The sequence below is a fragment of the Streptomyces araujoniae genome (genome assembly GCF_050871195.1).
Classification (GTDB): domain Bacteria; phylum Actinomycetota; class Actinomycetes; order Streptomycetales; family Streptomycetaceae; genus Streptomyces; species Streptomyces bacillaris.
Map to the genome: position 1 here is coordinate 7,644,478 of NZ_CP194070.1, position 26,938 is coordinate 7,671,415.

At 75.4% G+C, this 26,938-nt stretch carries 3 protein-coding genes (2 of these 3 running past the window's edge); all 3 read left to right on the top strand.

What is annotated here, in order from left to right:
• Tightly spaced (each overlapping or abutting the next), the 3 genes in view from ACQ9ZG_RS32245 to ACQ9ZG_RS32255 form a layout consistent with a single transcriptional unit that may run on beyond the window.
• Positions 1-4,822, top strand: partial view of an amino acid adenylation domain-containing protein gene (locus ACQ9ZG_RS32245; RefSeq protein ID WP_499281520.1) — the 3' portion only. Its footprint begins 12,521 nt before the window's first position; the window shows 4,822 of its 17,343 coding nt (coding positions 12,522-17,343); its start codon lies beyond the left edge, outside the window; the stop codon is at positions 4,820-4,822.
• Entirely contained in the window at positions 4,819-20,385 is a 15,567-nt protein-coding gene (locus ACQ9ZG_RS32250; RefSeq protein WP_499281521.1) for a non-ribosomal peptide synthetase, read from the top strand. Before ACQ9ZG_RS32245 ends, ACQ9ZG_RS32250 begins: the two co-directional genes overlap by 4 nt.
• Positions 20,382-26,938: the 5' end (the start) of an amino acid adenylation domain-containing protein gene (locus ACQ9ZG_RS32255; RefSeq protein ID WP_499281522.1), read on the top strand. 8,932 nt of this gene lie beyond the right edge of the window; only the first 6,557 of its 15,489 coding nucleotides appear in the window; it begins with the start codon at positions 20,382-20,384; the stop codon falls past the right edge of the window. The genes ACQ9ZG_RS32250 and ACQ9ZG_RS32255 overlap by 4 nt, the downstream gene beginning before the upstream one ends.

A 26,938-nucleotide genomic window follows, 5' to 3' on the forward strand; every position in this document is an offset into this window, starting at 1 on the left:
CGACGAACGCCGGCTGGCCGCCCTCTTCGCGGAACTCCTGCGCACCGGCCACATCGGCGTGCACGACAGCTTCTTCGCCCTCGGCGGCGACAGCATCCTCTCCATCCAACTGGTCAGCGCCGCCCGCAAGGCCGGCATCGTCTTCACCCCGCAGGACGTCTTCCGCCACCGCACGGTCAGCGGCCTGCTCGCCGTCGCCGGACGCGCCACCGTGGACGAAGGGGTACGGGACACTGCCCCGGCCCCCGAGGCGGACGGGACACCCGGACGGCCCACCCCGCTCCAGGAAGGACTGCTCTTCCTCTCCCAGTACGACGGACTCTCCCCGTTCGACGGACCGCAGGGCGCCGGACAGCGGGACCGCGGATCGTGGGGCACCGGGGCCGACCGGCTCGACGTCTACCACGTCCAGGTCGTCATCCGCCTCGCCGGAACCCTCGACGCCGACCGGCTGCGCACCGCCCTGCGCACCGTCGCCCACCGCCACGATCCCCTGCGCACCGGCTTCACCGCGGGCGAGGACGGCTGGGCCCGGCGCGTCCACGCCGACGCGGAGCCGGAGGTCGCGGAACTGGACCTGCGCCCCCGCAAGCCCCGCGAGCAGGAGCGCCGCGCCCTGCGCCACATCGACGACGAGCGGCGCCGCCGCTTCGACCTGACCGCCCCGCCGCTGCTGCGCGCCACCCTCATCCACCGCACCGACACCACCGAACTGGTCCTCACCGGCCACCACCTGGTCCTGGACGGCTGGTCCCTGCCCCTGCTCGTACGGGAGATCCTGCACGGCTACGCGGGGCTGGAGCTGCCCGCCGCACCCCGGTACGCCGGCTACCGCTCCTGGCTCGACGCCCAGGACGAGGCGGCCGCCACCGAGGCCTGGCGGCACGCCCTGAGCGGGGTCACCGAACCCACCCGGCTCATCCCCGACGACCCCGGCGAGCCCGAGCTCCCCGACGAGCAGGTGGTGTCGCTGGACCCCGGACTCACCGCGCGCCTCGCCGCGTTCGCCCGGGAACGGGAACTCACCCTCGGCACCCTCACCCGGACCGTGTGGGGCCTGGTGCTGAGCGCGCACACCGGGCGTAGCGACGTGGTGTTCGGCACCGTCGTCTCCGGCCGGCCCGCCGACGTCCCCGACGCCCCGGACATGATCGGCCTCTACGTCAACACCGTGCCCGTACGGGTCACCCTCCGCCCGGAGGAGACGCTCACCGCCCTCGCGGCCCGCGTCCAGGACGAGTTCGCCGGGCTCCTGCCGCACCAGCACCTCGGCCTCGCCGCGATCCAGCGCGCCGCCGGGCACGGTGTCCTCTTCGACACCCTCACCGCCCTGGAGAACTACCCGGCCGACCCGCTCACCGCCCTCGCCGCCGCCACCGGCCTGCCCCTCACGGAGATCCGGGGCAAGGACGCCACCCACTACCCGGTCACCTTCGCCGCCGTACCGGGCGAGCGGCTCACCCTGCGCCTGGCCCACCGCCCCGGCGCGGTCCCGCCCGACCGGGCCCGGGAGCTGGCCGACCGCGTCGAGCATCTGCTCCGTACCCTCGTCGACGCACCGGAGACCCGCGTCGGCGCCCTGAACCCGCTCACCCCCGCCGAGCGCACCGCCCTCGCCCCGCACCACGAGGGCCCGGAGGCACCCGCCGCCCGCACCTGGGCGGAGCTGTTCGCCGCCCAGCGGGACCGGCGGCCGGACGCCGTCGCCGTGGACGCCCCGGACACCGCCCTCACCTACGCCCAACTCGACGTACGCGCGCGGGACCTGGCCGCCCGGCTCCGTGCCGGGGGCATCCGCCCGGGCCAGGTGGTGGCGGTGATCCTGCCCCGCTCCGCCGACCTGACCGTCGCCCAGCTCGCCGTCCAGCAGACGGGCGCCGCCCATCTGCCGATCGACCCCGACTACCCCGAGCAGCGCATCACCGCCATGCTCCAGGACGCCCGCCCGGCCAGGATCCTCACCCACCGGGCGCTCGCGGACCGCTACCCGGACGCGCTGCTCACGGACGGGGAGCCGGGCACGGGCGACGGCGGCGCGGAACCCGCCACCGTCACGCCCGACCACCCCGCCTACCTCACCTTCACCTCCGGCTCCACCGGCCGCCCCAAGGGCGTCGTCACCCCCCACCGGGGACTGGCCGCCCTCGCCACCGCCCAGGCCGAGCGCCTCGCCATCGACGACACCAGCCGGGTCCTCCAGCTCGCCTCCCCGTCCTTCGACGCCTCCGTCATGGAGACGCTGATGGCCCTGGCCACCGGAGCCACCCTGGTCGTCCCCGAACCCGGGCCGCTGGCAGGCGAGTTGCTGGGAGACATGATCGCCCGCCGCCGGATCAGCCACGCCCTGATCCCGCCGACCGCCCTGACCGGCCTGGAGCCCGAAGGGCTGGACTGCCTGCGCACCCTCGTCGTCGGCGGCGAGGCGTGCACGGCCCCGCTGACCGCCCGCTGGGCGCCGGGCCGCCGCATGGTCAACGCGTACGGTCCCACCGAGGCCACCGCCTGCGTCACCATGAGCGCGCCCCTGACCCCCGGCACCGAACCGCCCATCGGGACCCCGCTCCACGGCGTCCGCACCCATGTCCTGGACCCGCTGCTCAGGCCGGTCCCGCCCGGTGCGACCGGGGAGCTGTACGTCGCCGGGCCCGGCATCGCCCAGGGCTATCTGGGACGTCCGGGGCTGACCGCCGAACGGTTCACCGCCGAGACCGGCGGCGCCCCCGGCAGCCGGATGTACCGGACCGGAGACCTCGTCTCCCGTACGGCGGACGGTTCCCTGCGCTACCACGGCCGCGCCGACGACCAGGTCAAGGTGCGCGGCTTCCGGGTCGAGCCCGGGGAGATCGTCGCCGCGCTCCAGGCGCTGCCGGGGGTCGGCTCCGCCGCCGTGGTCCTCCGCCAGGACGACCCGGCCGGACCCCGCAGGCTCGTCGCGTACACAACTCCGGCTTCGGGTGAGGGATATGGGCTCCCCGGCCCCTCCGCCCTGCGCGCCGCCCTGGCCGCCACTCTGCCCGACCACATGGTGCCCGCTGCCTTCGTGACCGTCCCCGGGCTGCCGGTCACCGCACACGGCAAGCTCGACCGCGCCGCCCTGCCGGCACCCGACTTCAGCGCGGCCACCGGGCAGGAGGCCCCCGAAGGGGCGGTCGAGGAGACCCTCGCCGCGCTCTTCGCGGAGCTGCTCGGTCTGCCGTCCGTGGGGGCCGAGGACAGCTTCTTCACCCTCGGCGGGGACAGCATCCTCTCCATGCAACTGGTGGCCCGCGCCCGGGCCGCCGGACTCCGGCTCACGCCGCGCGAGGTCTTCGAGGAGAGGACGGTCCGCGCGCTCGCCGCACTGGCGGCCGAACGGGAACCCGGCGCTGCTTCACGCACGGCCGTCGCCGCCGACCGTGCCACCGGACCCGCACCCCTGACACCGATCATGCGCTGGCTCGCCCGACGCCCGGGGCCCACCGGCAGGTTCAGCCAGTCGATGCTGCTCACCCTGCCTCCCGGCATCGAGCCGGCGGTGACCGAACGGATACTCGGCGCCCTGCTGCGCCACCACGATGTGCTGCGGGCCCGCGTCGACCTCCAGTCGGGGACGTTCGTGGTCCCGGAGCCGGACGAGCCCCAACAGCCCCTGCTGGACGAGGGAGTGTGGGACCCGCAGGTGGGGCCGGAGGCTCTGACCCGCGAGGTGGACGAGCTGGCCGGCCGACTCGACCCGGCCGCGGGACGGATGGTGCAGGCCCGTCAGTACGGCACGGACCGGCTGCTCCTGGTCGTCCACCACCTGGCCGTGGACGGTGTCTCCTGGCGCATCCTCCTCGAAGACCTGGCCCAGGCGGCGCATGACGTCGCCGCAGGTCGCACGCCCCAACCGGACCCTGTGCACACCTCGTTCAGGTCCTGGGCGCTGGCCCTGGAACGGGCGGCCTCGCACCGTGCCCCCGAACTCCCGCTCTGGCAGGAGATCCTGGCCGCCCCCGACCGGCTTCCGGCCGGTTCGGCCGCCGAGTCACCGGACCTCGGCACGGTCGCGGACGCCCGCCACCTGATCCGGACCCTGCCCGCCGAGCACACCCGCCCCCTGCTCACCGGAGCGGCCGAACGCCACGGGGCCCGCGTCCAGGACCTGCTGCTCACCGCGCTGGCCCGGGCGGTACGCGAGTGGAGCGGGCGCGACCGGGTGGACTTCGCCGCCCATGTGGAGGGCCACGGGCGGGAGCAGCAGATCGAGGACGGCGCCGACCTCTCCCGCACCGTCGGCTGGTTCACCAGCCTCTACCCCGTACGCCTGGTGGCCACGGCCGCCGAACCCCCGGCCGACACCCTCGCCCGCACCCGGGACCACCTGGAACGGCTCCCTGACAGCGGAATCGGCTACGGGCTGCTGCACCACGGGGCCGCTGCGCCGGAGCCCCGCGACCGTACGTCCGACGGGCCCGCACTCGCCTTCAACTACCTGGGCCGGTTCGGTACGGCACGGGGCGCCGGGGGAGAGCCGTGGAGCCCGGCCCCCGAGGCGGGCGTACTCGGCGGTGCGATCGACGGCACGCTCGCCATGGCCCACGCCGTGGAGATCAACGCCCTCACCCGCGACACCCCCGAGGGGCCCCTGCTGGACACCCGGCTGACCTGGTCGCCGGCCGCCCTGGACGAGGCGGCGGCCCAGAACCTGGCCGACTGCTGGGAACGCGCGCTGACCGCACTGGCCACCGACGACGCGCCACCACCCGCGCGCGCGTCCGGCCCCGGCGCTCCCCGCCACGGGCTGTCACCCCTCAGCCCCGAACAGACCGCGATGCTCGAAGCCCGATGGAGGAACCGGTGAGTGTGGACCACGGCCTGGAAGACATCCTTCCGCTGACACCCCTCCAGGAAGGCCTGCTCTTCCACGCGGACCTCTCGGGCCCGAGCACCGGCTCCGGTACGAGCGAGTACGCGTCGGACAAGCCCGGCGCCCCCGGCACAGCCGACGGGCTGGACGTCTACACCATGCGTCTGGTCTTCCGCCTCGACGGCGACCTCGACACCACCGCCCTGCGCCGCGCGCTGGACACGGTCCTCGACCGCCACCCCCACCTGCGGGCCGCCTTCCTCCAGGAGGGGCTGGACCGGCCCGTCCAGGTGATCCCCCGGGACGCCGAGGTGCCCTGGCGGGAGATCGACCTGCGCAGCAACGACCCCGAGCGGCGGCGGGCCGAGGAGGAGCGTGTCCTCGACGAGGAGCGCGCCCACCGCTTCGACCCCACCCGGCCCCCGCTCCTCCGGCTCACCCTGCTGCGCCACACCGAGCGTGACCACACCCTGATCCTCACCGCCCACCACGTCCTGCTCGACGGCTGGTCCGTGCCCCTGCTCGGCAAGGAACTGTTCACCGCCTACGCCCAGCACACCAAGGCCCCCGGGGCGCCCGCCCTGCCCGCCGTGCGGCCCTACCGCGACTTCCTGGCCTGGCTGGCGGCCCAGGACCGCCAGGCCGCCGAGGCCGCCTGGTCCGAGGCGCTGGCCCCGCTGACCGGACCCACCCTGCTGGCTCCCGTACCGGCCGGCGGGGCCGTGGCCGAACCGCCCGTCCAACTGGACCTGCGGCTCTCCGCCGCCACCACCGAGGGGCTGGCCGCGTTCGCGGCGGCCCACCAGCTCACCCCGGCCGCCGTCCACCAGGCGGCCTGGGGCATCACCCTGGCCCGGCTCACCGGCCGCGCGGACGTGGCGTTCGGGACCACCGTCTCGGGCCGCCCGGCCGATCTCGACGGGGTCGAGTCCATGATCGGGCTCTTCATCAACACGCTCCCCGTGGTCGTCCACGCACCCCCGTGCCTCCCCCTGGCCGACATCGCGACCACCCTGAGCACCGACCGGACGAAGCTCCTGGGCCACGAGCACCTGGGCCTCCAGCACATCCAGCAACTCGCTGGCCATGGCGAGCTGTTCGACACCCTGATCGTGGTCGAGAACTTCGGCGTGGACAGCCAGGGGCTCGCGGAGGCCCAGGCCGCCGGAGGGCTCACCGTGCGCTCGGTGCGCGGGGAGGACGCCACGCACTACCCGGTCACGGTCGTCGTCCACCCCGGCCCGGAGACCCGGATCGCCCTGCGCCACCGCCCCGACCTCCTCACCGCCGACCGCGCCCGCGCCCTCGGCACCGCCTACGTGCGCGTCCTGGAGGCCCTGGCCACCACCCCCGGCGATGCTGCCGGGACGGTCGACCTGCTCTCCGCCCAGGACCGCCGTCGCGTCCTGGAGGACGGCGAAGCCCTCGCCATCGAGGAGCGCGACGACGAGAGCATCCCGGACCGGTTCGCCGCCGCCGTGGCCCTGGACCCCGACGCGATCGCCGTGGTCGACGGGGACGTCCGGACCCGCTACCGCGAACTCGACGCCGCCTCCGACCGGATCGCCCGGCTGCTCCACGCGCACGGCGCCCGCCCCGGTGCTCTGGTCGCGCTCGCCCTGGACCCCTCCACCGAGCAGATCGCCGCGATCCTCGGCGTCCTGAAGACCGGCGCCGCCTATCTGCCGCTGCCCACCGACGCCCCGGCCGACCGCGCCGCCCGCCAACTGGCCACCGCACGGCCCGTGGTGGGCCTGACCACCTCCCCGTACCGGGACGGACTGCCTTCGGCCGACGGCGACCCGGGCCGCCCCGGGGTGGGCTGGCTGGCCCTCGACGACCTGCCGGACCCGGGCCCGGACCCGTCGGAGACCCCCGCGCCCCACATCCCCCCGAACGCCGCCGCGTACGTGATCCACACCTCCGGATCCACCGGCCGCCCCAAGGGCGTGGTCGTCGAACACTGCAGCGTCCTGCGGCTCCTGGACGCCACCGAGGAGGACTTCGGCTTCGGGCCCGACGACGTCTGGACGCTCTTCCACTCCTACGCCTTCGACTTCTCGGTCTGGGAGATCTTCGGCGCTCTGTTGTACGGCGGCCGCCTCGTCATCGTCCCGCGCGAAGTGACCCGCGCCCCCGAGGAGTTCGCCGCCCTCCTGCACCGCGAACGCGTCACCGTCCTCAACCAGACCCCCTCCGCCTTCCACCAGCTCACCGATGTGCTCCTGTCCCGTCCCGAGGGGGCCGAACTCGCCCTGCGCACCGTCGTGTTCGGCGGCGAGGCGCTGGAGCCGGAGCGGCTGGGGGAGTGGTGGCGACGGTACGGGGACGAGGGCCCCGAACTCGTCAACATGTACGGGATCACCGAGACCACAGTCCACGTCACCCTCCACCCGCTCACCCCCGAGGCGGCCGCCCCGGGGATCAGCCCCATCGGACGGCCGCTGGAAGATCTCGCCGTACGCCTGCTGGACACCGCGCTCCAGCCGGTCGCCCCCGGGGCGACGGGTGAGCTGTATGTGGCGGGTCCCGGTCTGGCCCGTGGGTACCTGGGCCAGCACGCCCTGACCGCGACGCGGTTCGTGGCCGACCCGTTCGGCGGACCCGGCGCCCGGATGTACCGCACCGGCGACCTGGCGCGCTGGACGGACGACGGGGAGCTGGACTACCTGGGCCGCTCCGACGAGCAGGTGCAGATCCGCGGCTTCCGGGTGGAGCCGGGCGAGGCCCGGGCCGCCCTCGCCGCGCTCGACGAGGTGGCCGACGCGGTCGTGCTGGCCCGCCCCGCCCCCGGCGGCGGCACCAGGCTCATCGGCTACGTCACCCCCGCCGACGGCCCGGTCGACCCGGCCCGGCTCCGCGAGGCCCTGCGCGAACGCCTGCCCGACCACCTGGTCCCCGCCGTCGTCGTCGCCGTCGACCACTGGCCGCTCACCGGTAACGGCAAGCTCCACCGGGCCGCCCTCCCCGAACCGGAGGAGAGCCCCACGACCCTCGGTCGGGCGCCCGCGACCCCGCAGGAGGAGATCATCGCCGGGCTGTTCGCGGAGATCCTGGAACGCGAACACGTGGGCGCCGACGACGACTTCTTCGCCCTCGGCGGCCACTCCCTCCTGGCGACCCGGCTCGCCTCCCGGATCCGCACGGTGCTCGACGTACGGCTGTCGGTGCGCGATGTCTTCGAGGCCGGGACCGTCGCCGCGCTCGCCCGCCGCATCCGGGGTGCCGAAGCCGCCCCCGTACCCCTGCGCCCCCGTCCGCGCCCCGACACCCTGCCGCTCTCCCCGGCCCAGCAACGGCTCTGGTTCCTGCAGCAGTTGCACGGCATCGGCGCCGACTACACCATCCCGTTCGCCGCCCGGCTGACCGGACCGCTGGACATCCCCGCCCTCCGTGCCGCCCTCACCGATGTGGCGGTCCGCCATGAGTCGCTGCGAACCGTCTTCCCCGCCACGGACGGGCAGCCGCGCCAGCACATCGTCGCCCCGGAGGAGCTGCCGCCTCTGCTCGCCGTGGCCGAATCCAGCGGGCGTGACGGCGAACTCCAGTCGTTCACCGAGGAGATGGCCGCCACCTCCTTCGATGTCGAACGGGACGTACCGCTGCGGGCCCGACTGCTCCGGCTCGCCCCCGACCAGCATGTGATCGTGCTCGTCGTCCACCACATCGCCGCCGACCAGTGGTCCGCCCGGCCGCTGCTCACCGACCTCGGCACCGCCTACGCCGCCCGCTGTGCGGGCCGCGCCCCCGACTGGGCGCCGCTGCCCGTGCAGTACGCCGACTACACGCTCTGGAGCCGGGAGATCCTCGGCTCGGACGACGGATCCCCGCTCTCCGGCGGAGTCCTGGCCGCCCAGCTCGACCACTGGCGCGAGCGGCTGCACGGCCTGCCCGCCGAACTGGCGCTGCCCACCGACCACCCGCGCCCGCCGGCCCCCAGCCACCGGGGCGGCTTCGTCCGCTTCACCGTCCCGGCCGGGGTCCACACGGGGATGCGCGCCCTGGCCCGTACCGAGTCGGCCTCGCTGTTCATGGTCGCCCACGCCGCCCTGGCCGCCCTCCTCGCCCGCACCGGACCGGGCCGGGACATCGTCATCGGCACGCCCGTCGCCGGACGCCACGACACCGCCCTGGACCACCTCGTCGGCTTCTTCGTCAACAACCTGGTCCTGCGCACCGACCTGAGCGGCGACCCGTCCTTCCGCGACCTCCTGCGCCGGGTCCGGGAGACCGACCTCGCCGCCTACGCCCACGCCGACGTCCCCTTCGAACACCTCGTCGACGCGCTCGCCCCGCCCCGCTCCCTCGCCCGCCATCCGCTCTTCCAGGTGATGCTGGCGTACGAGAACCGGCAGGCGGGCGAGATCGGGCTGCCGGGGCTGACCACCACGACCGTCCCGGCGCGCGGCCGCTCCGCCAAGTTCGACCTGACCTTCACCCTGGCCGAACGCGACGGCACCGACGGCATCGAAGGCGTCCTGGAGTACGCCGAGGACCTGTTCGAACCGGCCACCGCGCAGGCTCTCGCGGACCGCCTCGTACGGCTGCTCACGGAGGCGGTCACCGACCCGGCGACCCCGCTGCACCGGCTGGAGATCCTGGCCCCCGCCGAACGCGCCGCGCTCCTCGGCAACCCCGAGGACACCGCCGTACCGCACGCGGACGCCTCCGCCACCCTGCCCGGCCTCTTCGCCGCCCGGGCCGCCGCCCACCCCCAGGCGCCCGCCCTGGCCGGACCCACCCTCACCGCCGGACCGCGCACCGAACTGGACTACCGGACCCTGGACGCGGCCGCGAACGCCCTCGCCCGCACCCTCACCGACCACGGCGTACGCCCCCGGGACCGGGTCGCCGTCATGCTGCCCCGCACCGTCGAAGCGGTCGCGGCGCTCCTCGCGGTGGCGAAGACCGGGGCCGTGTACGTCCCCGTCGACCCGGGCTATCCGGCCGAACGCATCGCCCACATGCTCACCGACGCGGCCCCCGCCCTCGTCCTCACCGCCCCCGGCGCCCCCACCCCCGCAGGCATGCCCGGTCTGGAGCTGGACAGTTCCCTGCTCACCCGGACCGCCGAGGACCCCGGCCACTGGCGTGCCCTGCGCCCCGAAGCGGCCGCCTACGTCATCTACACCTCGGGCTCCACCGGCACCCCGAAGGGCGTCGTCGTCACCCACACCGGGCTGCCCGCCCTCGCCCGCACGCTCACCGACGCCTTCGCCACCGGACCGGGCTCCCGCGTACTCCAGTTCGCCTCGTTGAGCTTCGACACCTCCGTGTGGGAGATCGTCATGGCGCTGCTCTCCGGGGCCGCCCTGGAGATCGTTCCCGCCGACCGGCGCCTCGGTGAACCGCTGGCCCACTTCCTCGCCGAGCACCGCGTCACCCACCTGACCGTCCCGCCCGCCGTCCTCGCCGCGCTCCCCGAGGACGCCGTCGCCCCCGGCACCACGCTCATCGTCGCCGGGGAGGCCTGCCCGTCCGCGCTCGTCCGCACCTGGGCCCGCCGCACCCGGATGTTCAACTCCTACGGCCCCACCGAGACCACCGTCGACGCCACCCTCTGGCGCTGCACCCCGGACGGGCTGCGCGACGACAACAGTCCCGTCCCCGTCGGCACGGCCGTCGCGGAGACCGCCGTGTACGTGCTGGACGAGGCCCTGCGCCCGGTGCCGCCCGGCACCCCCGGCGAGCTGTACGTCGCCGGATCCGGGCTCGCCCAGGGGTACGCGGGCCGCCCGGGGCTCACGGCCGGACGCTTCGTCGCCCACCCGTACGGTCCGCCCGGCTCGCGCATGTACCGCACCGGCGACCTGGCCCGGTGGCGCGGTGACGGAGAGCTGGAGTACCTGGGCCGCGCCGACCACCAGGTGAAGCTGCGCGGCTTCCGCATCGAACTCGGGGAGATCGAGTCCGCACTGACCGCCCTGCCGGGCGTCCGCCAGGCCGCCGCCGTCCTGCGCGAGGACCGGCCGGGCAGCAGGCTGCTCGCCGGATACGCCGTCGCCGAGGACTGCGCGGAGCTGGACCCGGGCGAGCTGCGCGAGGCGCTCGCCCGCCGGCTCCCCGACTACGCCGTCCCCGCCACCCTCACCGTGCTGCCCGCCCTCCCGCTCGGCCCCACCGGCAAGGTGGACCGCGCGGCCCTGCCCGCCCCCGTCACCCCGGCGGCCGACGACGGCGCACCCCTGGAAGGGGCCGCCGCCGAACTCGCCGCCCTCTTCGCGGACATCCTGCGGCTGGACGGTCCGCCCGGCGGCGACGACTCGTTCTTCGCCCTGGGCGGCGACAGCATCTCCTCCATCCAACTGGTCTCCCTGGCGCGGAAGTCGGGCTATCGGGTCAGTGCGCGGCAGATCTTCGAGCACCCCACCCCACGGGCCCTCGCCGAGACCCTCGCCCCGCGAGCGGAGGCCACCCCGGTGGAGTCCGCAGCGGACGACACGCCCGCCCCCGCACCGCTCACCCCGCTGATGCACTGGCTGCGCCGCACCCCCGGCCACTGGACCGGCTTCCACCAGTCGATGCTGGTCACCGTCCCGGCCGACCTCACCGAGGACCGGCTGCGGACCGCACTCCGCCACCTCCTGGACACCCACGACCTGCTGCGCGCGGCCGTCACCACCGACCCCGCCGACGGGCAGCCGCACCTCACCCCCGCAGACACCGTCCCCGACCCGGCCGCCCTGCTCACGGTGGTCCCGGTCGGCGGGGACGAGACCGGGCTGCGGGAGGCCGTCGACACCCACTCCCGAACCGCTGCCGCCGAACTCGAACCAGAGGGAGGGCAGTTGCTGCGGGCCGTGTGGTTCACCCCCGGCCCCGGCCGGGACGGGCGGCTGCTGCTGCTCGTCCACCATCTCGCCGTCGACGGAGTCTCCTGGCGGATCCTGCTCCCCGACCTCGCCCATGCCGTCGCCACCGGAACGCCCCCGCCCCGCCCGGCCACCTCCTTCGCCCACTGGTCGGCCGGCCTCTACGGGGACCCCGAGCGCTTCGCCCCCGAACGGGACCACTGGTCGGCCGTGGCCGAGGACCCGCCCGCACCCCTCGTCCCCCGGGACGCGGCCGACTCCCCGCACACCCCGGCGGAGCTGCGCACCGAACTCCCCCCGGAGATCACCGCCCCGCTGCTCGCCACGACCGCCGCCGCCTTCCACGCCCGGCCCGACGAACTCCTCCTGGCCGCCCTCGTCCACGCCGTCGGCGCGGACACCCCGCTCCTGGTCGACCTCGAATCCCACGGCCGCCACGAGGAGTTGGTGCCCGGCGCCGATCTCTCCCGTACCGTCGGCTGGTTCACCACCCAGTACCCCGTGCGCCTGGACCCCGGCAGCGGAGCCATCGGCCAGGACGTCAAGCACGTCAAGGACCGGATCGCCGCCGTCCCCGGCCGCGGAACCGGCTACGGGGCGCTGCGCGCCCAGGCCCCCAGCGGCGCCCAGATCGCCTTCAACTACCTCGGGCGCTTCACCGCCGACACCCCCGACGGCCACTGGACCCCCGCCCCGGAATCGGACGCCGTCCACACCGGACCGCTCCCCGTCCTCCTGGGCGGCCACGTGCTGGACCTCAACGCCTCCACCCTGGACGGCACGGGCGGACCGGTGCTCACGGTCCGCTGGACGTACGCCGCGGACCTCCTCGGCACCGACCGCGTCCAGGCCCTCTCCGACCGGTTCACCGCCGCCCTGGGCGAACTCGTCCGCCGCACCGGGGAACCCGGCTTCGCCGGACACAGCCCCGGCGACTTCGCCGTACCCCTGCGCCAGGAGGAGATCACCGAACTGGAGGCGGACCATCCCGCACTCGACGGCGTACTGCCCCTGACTCCCCTTCAGCACGGCCTCGCCTACCACGCGCTCACCGAGACCGGGACCGGCCCCGACGTCTACGTGGTGCAGCTGGAGCTGGAGATCACCGGACCCCTCGAACCCGCCCGGATCCACCGCGCGGCCCGCACCGTGGTGGACCGGCACGCCAATCTGCGGGCCGGGTTCCGCAGGCTGTCCACCGGTCACCTGGTCCAGTACACGACCGCCGACGCCGCCCCGGAGTGGACCGAGCACGACGTACGGGAGCGGCCCGACGCCCTCCCCGGCCTCGTCGCGGACGACCGCGCCCGCCGCTTCGACCCGGACCGCCCGCCGCTGCTGCGCTTCACCCTGATCCGCACCGCCGACGACCGGTGGCGGCTCCTCTTCACCAGCCACCACCTGCTGCTCGACGGCTGGTCGGCCCCGCTGTTCCTCACCGACCTCTTCGACGCCTACGCGGGACGCCCCCCGGTCCGCCGCCGCCCGTTCGCGGAGTACGCGCACTGGATCACGAACCGCGACCGGGCCGCCGCCGAGGCCGCCTGGCGGACCGCCCTGGCCGGGGTCACCCGGCCCACCCTGGTCGCCCCCGCCGCCCCGGCCACCGCCGCGCTGATCCCCGAGGAGACCGGGACCGTGCTCGACGCCGGTCTCACCTCCGCGCTGCAGGAGTACGCCCGGGCGGAGGGCACCACGCTCAACACGGTCGTCCAGACGGGGTGGGGGCTCGTCGTCGCCCGCCTCACCGGCAGCGACGACGTGGTCTTCGGCAGCGCCGTCTCCGGCCGCCCCGCCGAACTCGACGGTGTGGAAGGGATGCTCGGCCTCTTCGTCAACACCCTGCCCACCCGCGTGCGGACCGATCCCGCCCGTCCGCTCGGTGACGCGGTCACGGATCTGCACGCCCGCCAGGTCGCGCTCCTCGACCACCAGCACCTCGGACTGGCCGACATCCAGCGGCTGTCGGCCCTGCCGGTGCTGCTCGACACCATGACCGTCTTCGAGAACTACCCGTTCGACGACGAGGCCCTCACCGGCAGTGAACGCGCCGCAGGGCTCGACGTACGCGGGATCGGCGGCCGGGACGCCACCCACTATCCGCTCACCCTCGCCATCACCCTCCAGGGCGGCCGGCTGCGGCTCGTCCTCAAGTACCGCCCCGACCTGTACGACACGGAGGCCGCGCGCGGCATCCTGGACCTGCTGACCCGTGCCCTGGACCACCTCGCCCACCGGCCGCGGACTCTCGCGGGGCGGGTGGACATCGCCCCCGGCACCGCGGAGGCGGAGGCGACCGGACGTCCCACCGCGTACGGCGACGGGCCGGGATGCGCCGCCACGGTCGCCGCCCTCGCCGCGGCCGAACCGGACGCCGTCGCCGTCCGCACGCTCGGCGCGGGCGGCGGGGCGGTGAGCTACGGGCGGCTCGCCGCCCGGGCCGCCGCGTTCGCGGAGCGGCTGCGGGAGGCCGGTGCGGGCCCCGAGGCGGTCGTGGCCGTCCTCCTGCCCCGCTCGGTGGAGCTGGTCACCACCGAACTCGCGGTCGCCTGGGCCGGAGCGGCCTGTCTGCCGCTGCACCCCGACTGGCCCGCCGAACGTATCCGCACGGTCCTCGCCACGTCCGGCGCCGTCGCGCTGGTGTGCCTCCCCGGCGCCGAGCGCGCCGCATACGGGCCCCTGCCGACCGTGCACCCGCCCGTCGGGGACCCGGAGACCACCACGGCTGGAGCCTGGGCGCCGCCGCCCGCCGGGCCCGCGCCGGACCGGCTGGCGTACGTCATGTACACCTCGGGCTCGACCGGGGAACCCAAGGGCGTCGCCGTCCCCGAGAGCGCGGTGCTCGCCCTCGCCTCCGACAGCCGGTTCACCGGTGCCGCACACCGCCGGACGCTGGTCCACTCGCCGCACTCCTTCGACGCGGCCACCCACGAGATCTGGGGCACCCTGCTGCGCGGCGGCGAACTCGTGCTCGCCCCCGACGAACCCCTGGACCCGGCCCGCTGGCGCGAACTGCTGACCCGCGACCGGGAGCGGGGCGGGGGAGTGGACGCCGCCTGGTTCACCGCCGGGCTCTTCGCCCTCCTCGCCCAGGACGCACCGGAGACCTTCACCGCCCTGCGCGAGGTGTGGACCGGCGGCGACGTCGTCCCGCCCGCCGCCGTGGCCGCGGCCCTGCGCGCCGCACCGGGGCTGCGCGTCGTCAACGGCTACGGGCCGACCGAGACCACCACCTTCGCCACCGCCCACGCCGTGGAACCGGACGCCCCCGGCGAGGGCCCGCTCCCGATCGGGCGCCCCCTGGACGGCATGACCGCCCGGGTGCTCGACACGGCGCTCCGGCCCGCCCTGCCCGGGGTCCCGGGTGAGCTGTACATCGGCGGGGAGGGGCTGGCCCGCGGCTACCACCGGCGCCCCCGGCCCACCGCCGAACGCTTCGTCGCCGATCCGTACGGGACACCGGGGGACCGGCTCTACCGCACGGGCGACCTGGTCCGCCTCCGGCCCGACGGCGCCCTGGACTTCCTGGGGCGCGCCGACGACCAGATCAAGCTGCGCGGCCACCGCGTCGAACCCGGCGAGACGGAGGCCGCGCTGCTGGCGGAGGACGGGGTCGCGGGCGCGGCCGTCGTGCTGCGGACGGAGCTGCCGGGCGGTCCGGTGCTCGTCGGCTACGTGGTCCCCGAACGGCCCGTGGACCTGACGGAGTTGCGCGACCGGCTCGCCGCCCGCCTGCCCGACTACCAGCTACCCGCCGTCCTCATGAGCCTGGCGGCCCTGCCGCTCACCGAGAACGGCAAGCTCGACCGGGCCGCCCTGCCGGCCCCCGCGCGGGCGACCGCCGACCGGGCCGGGGACGGGCCGCCGGACCAGCGCACCGAGCTGCTCCGCGGCCTCTTCGCGGACGCCCTGGAGCTGCCCGGACTCGGCCCGTACGACGACTTCTTCGCCCACGGCGGCCACTCGCTGACCGCGATGAGCCTGGTCGGCCGGGTACGGACCGTGCTCGGCGCCCCCCTCACCGTCGGGGACCTGTTCACCGCCCGCACCCCCGCCGCCACCGCCGCCCTGCTCAAGGAGGCACGGCGGCCGGTACGGACCCCGGGCGGCCCCACCGGCACCCGGCGCCCCGCCGAACCGCCCCTCTCCGCCGCGCAGCAACGCCTCTGGTTCCTCCACCGGCTCGACGACGAACCCACCGCCGCCTACAACGTGCCCATCGCCCTGCGCCTCGCCGGGCGGCTGGACACGGGCGCCCTGGCCCGGGCCCTCGCGGACCTGGCCGGCCGCCACGAGGTGCTGCGCACGGTCTTCCCCGAGAGCGAGGGGCGTGCCGTGCAGCGCATCCTCGCACCGGGCGACGCCCCCGTACCTCTGACCGTCCGGGAGGTGACGGCGGCCGAGCTGGACACGGCCCTCTCCGAGGAGGCGACCCGGCCCTTCGCCCTGGAGACGGAGACCCCGCTGCGCGCCGCCGTCTTCCGGGTCGACGGCAAAAGCGGGGCGGCAGGTCACGATGTGCTGCTCCTGGTGCTGCACCACATCGCCGGGGACGAGTGGTCCGTACGGCCCCTGCTGGACGACCTGGCCACCGCCCTCGCCGCCCGCACCGCCGACCGCTCCCCGGAGTGGGCGCCGCTGCCCCTCCAGTACGCCGACCACACCCTCCGCCGGCAGGAGCTGCTGGGCTCGGAGGACGACGATGCGAGCGAGATCGGCCGCCAAGTGCGCTACTGGAAGGATCAGTTGGCGGGGACACCGGCGGAGACCGCCCTGCCGCTGGACCGTCCGCGCCGGGCGGACACCGGCCATGACGGCGGCATCGTCACCTTCGCCCTCCCCGAGGAGGTCACGGCGGGGCTGCGACGGCTCGCCTCCCGCACCGGCGCCACCCCGTTCATGGTCGCCCACGCGGCGCTCGCCGTCCTGCTGCACCGGATCGGCTCCACCGACGACGTACCCATCGGCACCCTCGTCGCCGGACGCGACGACGCCTCGGTCCACGACCTGGTCGGCTTCTTCGTCAACACGCTCGTCCTGCGCACGGACGTGAGCGGCGACCCGACCCCCGCCCAGCTCGTCACCCGCGCCCGGGACACCACCCTGGCCGCGCTCGACCACGCGGACCTGCCGTTCGAGCGGCTGGTGGACCTGCTGGACGTCGAACGCTCCCTGGAACGGCACCCGTTGTTCCAGGTGATGCTCAACTATCAGACGCGGACCGCCGAAGGGCCCGAGCTGTCCGGCCTGAGCAGTCGGCCGGTCGCCGTGCACACCCGTACCGCGAAGTTCGACCTCACCTTCACGCTCGTCCAGGAACCGGGCACCGACGGTGCGTTGAACGGAGCCATCACCTACCGCACCGGACTCTTCGACGAGGAGACCGTGCGGGGGATCGCCGGATGGTACGGGCGCGTCCTGGCCGCCTTCGCCGAGCGGCCCGACCGCCCCGCCTCCACCTGCCGGCTGCTCGGCGACGACGAGCACCACCGGCTCCTCACGGAGTGGAACCGTGCCGAGGAGCCGGTGGAAGCGCCGTCGACCGCACGGGAGTTCGCGGCGCAGGCGGCCCGTACGCCCGGCGCCGTCGCCGTCGTCGACGGCCCGCGCGTCCTCACGTACGGCGAACTCGCCTCACAGGTGCGGGCGTTGGCCGCGCGGCTGCGGCACCAGGGGGTACGGCACGGTGAACCCGTCGCCGTCCTGCTGCCGCGCTCGGCGGAGCTGGTGACCGCCGTCCACGCCGTGCTCGGGGCCGGTGGCGCCCATCTGCCCCTGGACCCGGCCCACCCCGCACAGCGCATCGCCGGGATGCTCGACGACAACCCGCCGCTGCTGCTCCTCACCGACCGGGCCCACCGGGACCTGCTGCCCGAGCGCCCCGGCTGCCCGGTGCTGCTGATCGACGACCCGGCGGACCCTGCCCCCGCCTTCGAACCCGCCGAGCCCCACCCGGCGCAGCCCGCGTACATCCTGCACACCTCGGGCTCCACCGGCCGCCCCAAGGCCGTCGTCGTGCCGCACGGGGCGCTGGCCAACCGGCTCGCCTGGACGCGGCGGCGCTTCCCCCTCGGCCCGGGGGACCGGATGCTCGCCAAGGCGGCCCCCGGCTTCGACGTCTCGGTCTGGGAGCTGACCGGCCCGCTCATCGCCGGTGCGGCCGTCGTCCTGGCGGGCCCCGACAGCCACCACGACCCCGCCCACCTGGCCCGGCTCATCCGCGAACACCAGGTCCACGCCGTCCACTTCGTGCCGTCCCTGCTCACCCTCTTCGCGGCGGAGCCGGAGGCCGCCGGGTGCACCTCGCTGCGGTGGATCTTCAGCGGTGGCGAGGCACTGACCGACGTCCTCGTCCGGCGCTGTGCCGAGGCCCTTCCCGCCCCGGTCGTCAACCAGTACGGACCCACCGAGGCGGCCGTCGACGTCACCGCCCGCACGGCCGTCCCCGGTGAACAGCCCCACGTCCCGCTCGGCGCCCCCGGGGCGGGCACCCGCGCCTATGTGCTGGACGCCCGGCTGCGTCCCGTGCCGCCCGGGGTGGGCGGGGAACTCTATCTCGGTGGTGCACAGGTGGCGCTCGGCTACCTCGGCAGGAGCGGGCAGAGCGCCGAACGCTTCGTCGCCGACCCGTTCGGACCACCGGGCTCCCGGCTCTACCGCACCGGCGACCTGGCCCGCTGGAACCGCCGCGGCGAGCTGGAGTACCTGCGCCGCGCCGACGACCAGGTCAAGCTGCGCGGCGTACGGATCGAACCGGAGGAGGTGCGGGCCGCGCTGCTCGGCCACCCCGCCGTCCGGGACGCGGCCGTCCTCGTCCGCGACGACCTGCCCGGCGGCGCCGCGCGGCTCGTCGGCTATGTCACGGCAGCGACGGGGACCGACCCCGCCGGTCTCATCACCCACACCGCCGAGGTGCTCCCCGCCGCCCTGGTCCCTTCCGACGTCGTCGTGCTCGACCGCTTCCCGCTCACCGTCAGCGGCAAGGTGGACCGGGCCGCGCTGCCCGCGCCCGCCGTCGCGGAGCCCGGGGAGCACGAGCCGCCGCAGGACGCCACCGAGCGGCTGCTCGCCGGACTGGTCGCGGAGCTGCTGAAGCTGACCGCCGTCGGACGCCACGACAGCTTCTTCACCCTCGGCGGCGACAGCATCACCTCCATCGTGCTGGTCAGCGCGGCCCGGCGGCACGGGCTGGTCATCACCCCGCGCGATGTGTTCGAGCAGCGCACGGTGGCCGCCCTGGCCGGAGTCGCCCGGCGGGAGGAGACCGTGGCCCTGGTCCACGACCCGGGGGCCGGCGCCGTGCCGCTCACACCCGTCATGCACGCGCTGCGCCGACGCGGGGGCGACCTCCGCACCCACCACCAGTCCCTCCTGGTCACCACCCCGCCCGGCCTCACCCCCGACCGGCTGCGCCGGGCGCTCGGGCGCCTCGTCGCCCACCACCCCGTCCTCGCCGCCCGGCTCGACACCACGGACCCCGACGAGTGGACGCTGTACGTCCCCGGGGACCCGGCCCCCGGCGACGACCTGCTCCGCCACCTCCGTACGGGAGAGGGGAGCGGCACACCGCTCACGGACGCCATCGCCGAGGCCTCACGCACCGCCGTCGATGAACTCGACCCGCACAGCGGCCGGATGCTCCGCGCGGTCCACTTCGACCCGGAGGACGGCGGACCCGGCCGGCTGCTGCTGACAGCCCATCACCTCGTCGTGGACGCGGTGTCCTGGCGGATCCTCCTGCCCGACCTCGCCCAGCTCTGCGACGACCCGGTCGGCGCCCTGCCCCCGGTCGAGGTCTCCTTCCGGAGCTGGTCCCGGGCGCTGACCGGCTCGGCCCCCGACCGCCGTACCGAACTCCCTTACTGGACCCAGGTACTGGGTGAACCCGGGCCCTCCCCGTACGGGCGTGCGCCCGACCCCGCCACCGACACCCCGCAGACCGTCCACCGGCTCACCACCACCGTGCCCGCCGCCCTGGCCGGCCCGGCCCTCACCGAGGTCACCGAGGCGTTCCACTGCGGCGAACAGGACGTCCTGCTCACCGCGTTCGTCCTAGCCCACAGCCGCTGGCGCAACGCCCCCGGCACGCTCGTGCTGCTCGAAGGGCACGGCCGGGACGCCACGCTCCCCGGGGTCGCCGCCCCGGCCCGCACGGTCGGCTGGTTCACCAGCCAGTACCCCTTCCGGGCCGTCCTGCGGGACGCCGGACCCGACGCCACCATCGCGGACCCGCAGGCGGCGGGGCGGCTGCTCAAGCAGGTCAAGGAGCAACTGCGCGCCGTCCCGGACCACGGCATCGGCTTCGGACAGCTGAGCCACCTGGACCCCGCCTCCGCGCGAGAGCTGGCGGCCCGGCCCGAACCCCTGACGGGCTTCAACTACCTGGGCCGCTACGACGTCGGTGAGGCCGACGCCGCGGCGCCCGAACCCTGGACCCCGAGTCCGGAGTCGGCCGCCGTCCGGCGCCCGGCCCCCGCGCTCGGCGTCCACACCGCGGTGGACCTCGACATCACCGCGCTGCGCCGCCCCTCGGGCACCGAGCTGGCGGTCAGCTGGCACCACGCGAGCCGGCTCGTCAGCGACGAGGAGATCGCGGTCCTGGACCGCTGGTGGCGCACCGCCCTGGAAACCCTGGTGGCCGCCGCCCGCACCCAGGCGGCCGGACACACCCCGTCCGACCTGGGCCTGCTGTCGCTGAGCCAGGACGAAATCGACGAGTTCGAAGACGAGTGGAGGACCACGTGACCGGCGCACCCCAGGGACTGCAGGACATACTCCCGCTGTCCCCGCTCCAGCAGGGGCTCTACTTCCTGTCGTCCTACGACGACAGCGCGCTGGACGTGTACAACGTGCAGCTGGGCCTGGACCTGACCGGGCCGCTCGACCCCGGCCGGCTGCGCCGTGCCGCCGAGGCCCTGCTGACCCGCCACCCCAACCTGAAGGCCGCCTTCCGCACCCGGCGCAACGGCGACCCGGTCACCGTGATCCCGCACACGGTCGCCGTCCCCTGGCAGGACACCGACCTCTCCGGCCTGGACGCCCCCGAGCGCGACCGGCGGGTGCGACGGCTCACCGACGCCGACCGCCACACCCGCTTCGACCTGGCCCGGCCGCCGCTGGTCCGCTTCCACGCCATCAGGCTCGCCCCCGAACGCCACCGGCTCCTCCTCACCCACCACCATCTGCTGCTGGACGGCTGGTCCACCGCCCGCGCCGTCCAGGAACTCTTCGCCCTGTACGCGGCCGACGGCGCCCCCACCGCCCTGCCCGACGTCCGCCCGTACCGCGACTACCTCGCCTGGGCCGCCGCCCAGGACGGCGAGGCGGACGAGCGCGCGTGGCGCGAGGCGCTGGCCGGCCTCGACGGGCCGACCGTGATCGCCCCCGGCCTCGACGGGCAGCCGCAGGCCGAACCAGCCGCGCTGGAAGTGGAGTTGACACCCGGTACGGCGGCCTCGCTGGTCACCGTCGCCCGCGCGCTGGACGTCACCGTGCCCGTCGTCGTGCAGACCCTGTGGTCCCTGGTCCTGGCTGATGTGACCGGGCGTCAGGACGTGGTGTCGGGGACCACCGTCTCCGGGCGGCCCGCCGAACTCGCCGGGGCCGAGTCGATGGTGGGGCTGTTCATCAACACCCTGCCCGTACGGGTCCGGCTCCGCCACGAGGAGACCCTCGCCGCGCTCGTCCGGCGAACGGCCGGTGAACAGGCCGCCCTCCTGGCGCACCACCATGTCGCGCTCGCCCGGATCCAGAAGCTCACCGGAACGGGCGGACCGCTCTTCGACACCCTCTGCGTCTTCGAGAACTACCTCGTCGACACCGCCCCCGCCCAAAGCGCCGCGGACCCGCAGGAGTTCGCCGGGCTGCGCGTCGAAGCCGTCACCGGACAGGACGCCACCCACTACCCGCTCACCCTGGTCGCCGCACCCGGCGCCGACGGCGGCCCGGTCCTGCGGCTGCGCCACCGCAGGGACGCCCTCACGGAAGAGGAGGCCGCACGCCTGGCCGCCCGGCTGCGCCGCGCCGTCGAGGAGTTCACCGCCGACCCGCACCGCCCGCTCTCCCGCACCGACCTCCTCACCCCCCAGGAGCGCGAGCAGGTCCTGGACACCTTCAACTCCGGCACGGTGGACGTCGAACCGGCCACCCTGCCCGCCCTCTTCGAGCAGCAGGCCGCCGCCCACCCCGAGAAGCCGGCCGTCGACGACAGCGGCCGCGTCCTCACGTACGCCGAGCTGAACACCCGCGCCAACCGGCTCGCCCACGCCCTCATCGCAGCGGGCACCGGCCCCGAGGACGTCGTCGGCGTCGCCCTGCGCAGGGGCGCGGACGTGTACGTCGCCCAGCTGGCCGTCGGCAAGGCGGGCGGAGTCTTCGCCCCCCTGGACCCGGACCAGCCCGCCGAACGGCTCGCCGGGCTGATCGAGGACAGCGGGGCCACCACCGTCCTCGCCCACTCCGGCACCGACCACACCCCCTGGTCCGGGGGCGCCACCGTCATCGCCGCCGACCGGCTGTCCGACGGACTGCCCGACCACAACCCCACCGACGCCGACCGCCGGGCCCCGCTGCGGCTGCACAACGGCGCCTACCTCATCTACACCTCCGGCTCCACCGGCCGCCCCAAGGGCGTCCTGGTCGAACACCGCCCGCTCGTTGACCTCATCGCCTGGGCCCACGGCTGCTTCGCCACCGGACCCGGCGACCGGGTCACCCAGTTCGCGTCCCCCAGCTTCGACGTCACCTTCTGCGAACTCGCCAACTCCCTCTTCTCCGGCGCCACTCTGGTCGTCGTCCCCGAGGAGGAGCGCGCCGGAGCGCCGCTCGCGGAGTTCCTGAACCGGGCGGCCGTCACCCTCGCCGTGATCCCGCCGACCGTCGTCGCCTCCCTGCCCCAGGACGCTCCGCTCCCCGAAGGCACGAGCCTGATCGTCGGCACCGAGGCGCTGCCCCCGGAGACCGTCCGCACCTGGGCCCGCCGCCACCGCCTCTTCAACGCCTACGGGCCCACCGAGGCCGTGGTGAACTCCGCCACCTGGGAGGTGCCCGAGGAGTGGGACGGCGGCCCCGTCCCGATCGGGCCGCCGGACGTCAACAAGCGCGCCTACGTCCTGGACGGCGCCCTCCGCCCGGTCGCCCCCGGCATCCTGGGCGAGCTGTACATCGCCGGTCCCGGCCTCGCCCGGGGCTACCTCGGCCGCCCCCTGATCACCGCCGACCGCTTCGTCGCCGACCCGTTCGGGGTCCCCGGCACCCGGATGTACCGCACCGGGGACCTGGCACGCTGGAACGAGCGGGGCGAGCTGGAGTACGCCGGCCGCACCGACCACCAGCTGAAGATCCGCGGCTTCCGGGTCGAGCCCGGGGAGGTCGAGGCCCGCCTCACCGCCCACCCCGCCGTCGCCCAGGCCGTCGTCACCGGCCACACCGACCACCGGGGCGTCCGCCGCCTGGTCGCCCACGCCGTGCCCGCCCCGGGCACCGGCCCCCGCCCCGCCGACCTCGTCGCCTGGGCCGCCGAGACCCTGCCCGACCACATGGTCCCCGCGGCCGTGGTCCTCCTCGACGCCCTGCCGCTCACCGCCGCCAACAAGACCGACCGGTCCGCCCTGCCCGCCCCCGACTTCACCGCCACCACCGGGGGAACCGCCCCGCGCACCGACCGCGAGAAGGAGATCGCCGCCCTCTTCGCGGAGACCCTCCACCTCCCCGAAGTCGGTGTGGAGGAGAGCTTCTTCGCCCTCGGCGGTGACAGCATCTCCGCCATCCAGCTGGTCGGCGCGGCCCGCCGCCGCGGCCTGCGGTTCAGCCCCCGCGACGTCTTCGAACGGCGTACGGTCGAACAACTCGCGGCCCTCGCCCGTACGGTGGACGACACCGCCGCCCCCGTCGAACGCGCCGCGCGCACCGCGCCGCTCACCCCGATCCTCCGGCGGCTCGTCGAGCGCGGCGGACCGGTCGACGACTTCCACCAGTCCACCGTGCTCCACACCCCGGCCGGCGCCACCGCCGACCGGATCACCGCCGGGCTGCTGCGGATCCTCGACCACCACGACGTCCTGCGGGCCCGGCTCACCGACAGCGCCCTGGAGATCCCCGCCCCCGGCAGCCACCCCGGACCGGCACCGCTCACCCGGGTCGACGCCGTCCAGACCGCCGACGACGAACTGCTGCCCACGCTGCGTGCCGAGGCCCGGGAGGCAGCCCGGCTGCTCGACCCGTACGGCGGGGCCATGCTCCGGGCGGTCTGGCTGGACGCCGGGCCCGACCGGGGCGGACTGCTCGCCCTCCTCATCCACCACGCGGCCGTCGACGGCGTCTCCTGGCGCATCCTCACCCAGGACCTCGCCACGGTCCTCGAAGCCGAACACCACGGCCACCGGGCCGAACTCCCGCCCGTGGAAACCTCTTTCGCCGAGTGGGCGCAGGGACTGGAGCAGGCGGCGCTGGCTCCCGGGCGGGCCGCGGAGGCCGCCCACTGGACCGCTGTCCTCAGCGACGGGGGAGCCGTGGTGCCCGCCGTGGACCCGGCGCTCGACACCCTCGCCACCGTGCGCACCGTCTCCGTCGGCCTCGCGCCCGAGCACACCCGGCCCCTCCTCACCGAACTCCCCGAACGCTTCCACGCGGGCCCCGACGAGTTCCTGGTCACCGCCCTCGCCCTGGCCCTGGCCTCCTGGCGCGGCGAGAGCGGGCCCGTCACCGTGGACATCGAGGGCCACGGCCGCGCCGACCACCTGGTGCCCGGCGCCGAACTCTCCCGCACAGTCGGCTGGTTCACCGCCGTCCACCCGGTACGCCTGGACCTCGGCGGGCTCACCGGCGACGACCTCGCCGCCGCCGTCAAGCGGATCAAGGAGCAACTGCGGGCCGCCCCCGACGGGGGTCTCGGCCACGGGCTGCTGCGCCACCTCAACCCGGAGCTGCGCGAGCCCCTCGCCGCCCTGCCCGAACCACGGATCGCCTACAACTACCTGGGACGATTCGGGAGTTCCCGTACGGCGGGGGAGTCCGGCACCCCCGCGCCGTGGAGTCCGGCCGTCAGCGGGTCGCTGGGCGGGGGAGCGGACGGCGCGCTGCCCGCCTCGCACACCCTCACCCTCAACGCCTCCGTCGTCGACGGGCCCGAAGGCCCCGCCCTCCAGGCCGGTTTCAGCTTCCCGGAACGCCTTCTGGAGCCCGGGGACGTCGAGCGGCTGGCCGAGAGCTGGACCGAGGCCCTGCGCACCCTGGCCGGGCTGGTGGGGACCCCGTCGGCAGGCGGGCACACCCCCGGTGACTTCCCGCTCGTCGCCGTGGACCAGACGGAGATCGACGCCCTGGAGGCCCGCGCACCCCTGGCCGACCTGCTGCCGCTCTCCCCGCTCCAGTCCGGGCTGTACTTCCTCACCGGCTTCGGAGCCGAGGGCGAGGGCCCCGACGTCTACACCACCCAGACCGCCCTGGACCTCGAGGGCGACCTCGACCCCGACCGGCTGCGGCGCGCCGGACGCGCCCTGCTGGCCCGCCACCCCAACCTGCGCGCCGGATTCCACGGCCGCCGGGGAGCCGACCCGCTCCAGGTCGTCCCGGCCGAGGCGGAGATCCCCCTGTACGTGTACGACCTGACGTCCCCCGACCTCACCGAGGGGCAGCGGCAGGGCCGGGCGCGGAACATCCTGACGGCCGACCGGCGCCAGGGCTTCGACCTCACCGCGCCCCCGCTCCTGCGGTTCACCCTCGTCCGGCTCGGGGAGCGCCGCCAGACGCTCGCCCTCACCTCCCACCACATCCTGCTCGACGGCTGGTCGGGCCCGCTGCTCGTCCGCGACCTGCTGGCCCTCTACCGGGGCGCGCCCGGCCCCGCCCCCCGCCCCTACCGCGACTACCTGGTCTGGCTGAACGGCCGCGACCGCGCCACGACACACCGCCTCTGGCGGGAGGCGCTCGCCGGGATCGAGGGCCCCACCCGGCTCGTCCCCGAAGCCGCCGCGATGCCCGCCGGAATCCCCGAGCGCGTCGAACTCCCGCTCCCCGACGAGCTGGTGGCCCGCATCCACGCCTTCGCCCGGTCGGCGGACGTCACGGTCAGCACCGTGCTCCAGAGCGCCTGGGGGCTGCTCCTGGGCCGGCTGACCGGCCGTACCGACGTGACGTTCGGTGTCACCGTCTCCGGCCGCCCCGCCGATCTCGACGGCTCGCACGACATGATCGGCCTGTTCATCAACACCGTCCCCACCCGGGTCACCCTGCGCCACGGCCAGACCCTCGCCGGTCTCGTCCGGCAGCTGGGGGAGCGGCAGGCGGTGCTCATGGACCACCAGTACGAGCCGCTCGCGGAACTGCAGCGCCTCGCCGGACACCGCGACCTCTTCGACACCCTGATCCTGTTCGAGAACTTCCCGGTCGACGCCGAGCAACTGCGCCGGACCGAGGAGCGCGCCGGACTGCTGGTCACCGGGGCACGCGGCCACGACGCCACCCACTACCCGCTGGTGCTGGTCGCCCTGCCCGGCCGCGACCGTCTCGCCCTCGCCCTCGACCACCGCCCCGACCTGCTCGGTTCGGACCGAGTGGCCGACATGGGGGCACAGTTGATCGAGGTCCTGGAACGGCTCGTCGACCGGCCCGACTCCACCACGGCCTCCCTCGCGACCGGGGCCACCGACCCGTCGCGGCTCGACGGGCCGGTCCTCCCGGTCACCCCGCTCGGCCTCGCCGGACGCTTCCTGCGCCAGGCCGCCGCGACGCCGTACGCCACCGCGCTGATCGCGGGCGACGAGGAGTGGAGCTACGCCGCCCTCGCCGACCGGGTGACGGCCGTCGCCGCCCGGCTGCGCGGGCTGGGGGCACGCCCCGAGCAGCTGATCGCCGTCGCCCTGCCCCGGGGCGCCGACCTGGCCGCCGTCCTCCTCGCCGTCTCCGCCACCGGCGCCGCGTACGTCCCCGTCGACCCGGACTTCCCGGCCGACCGGGTCGCCTATCTGCTGGCGGACTCCGCCCCGCTGCTCACCGTCCGCCCCGGCTCCCCGGTCCTCGACCCGGGGCCGCACGACGGCCCGGCACCCGAGCTGCCCGGGCTCGCCCCCGCGCCCGAGTCGGCCGCGTACGTCATCCACACCTCGGGCTCCACCGGGAACCCCAAGGGCGTCGTCATCGGCCACCGGGCCCTCGCCAACCTCCTGGATGCCATCGCCGGGATCCTGGAATCCGGTCCGGGACACCGGCTGCTCGCGGTCACCACGGTCAGCTTCGACATCGCCGCCCTGGAGCTCTTCGTGCCGCTCGTCACCGGGGCCACCGTGGTCCTGGCCCAGCG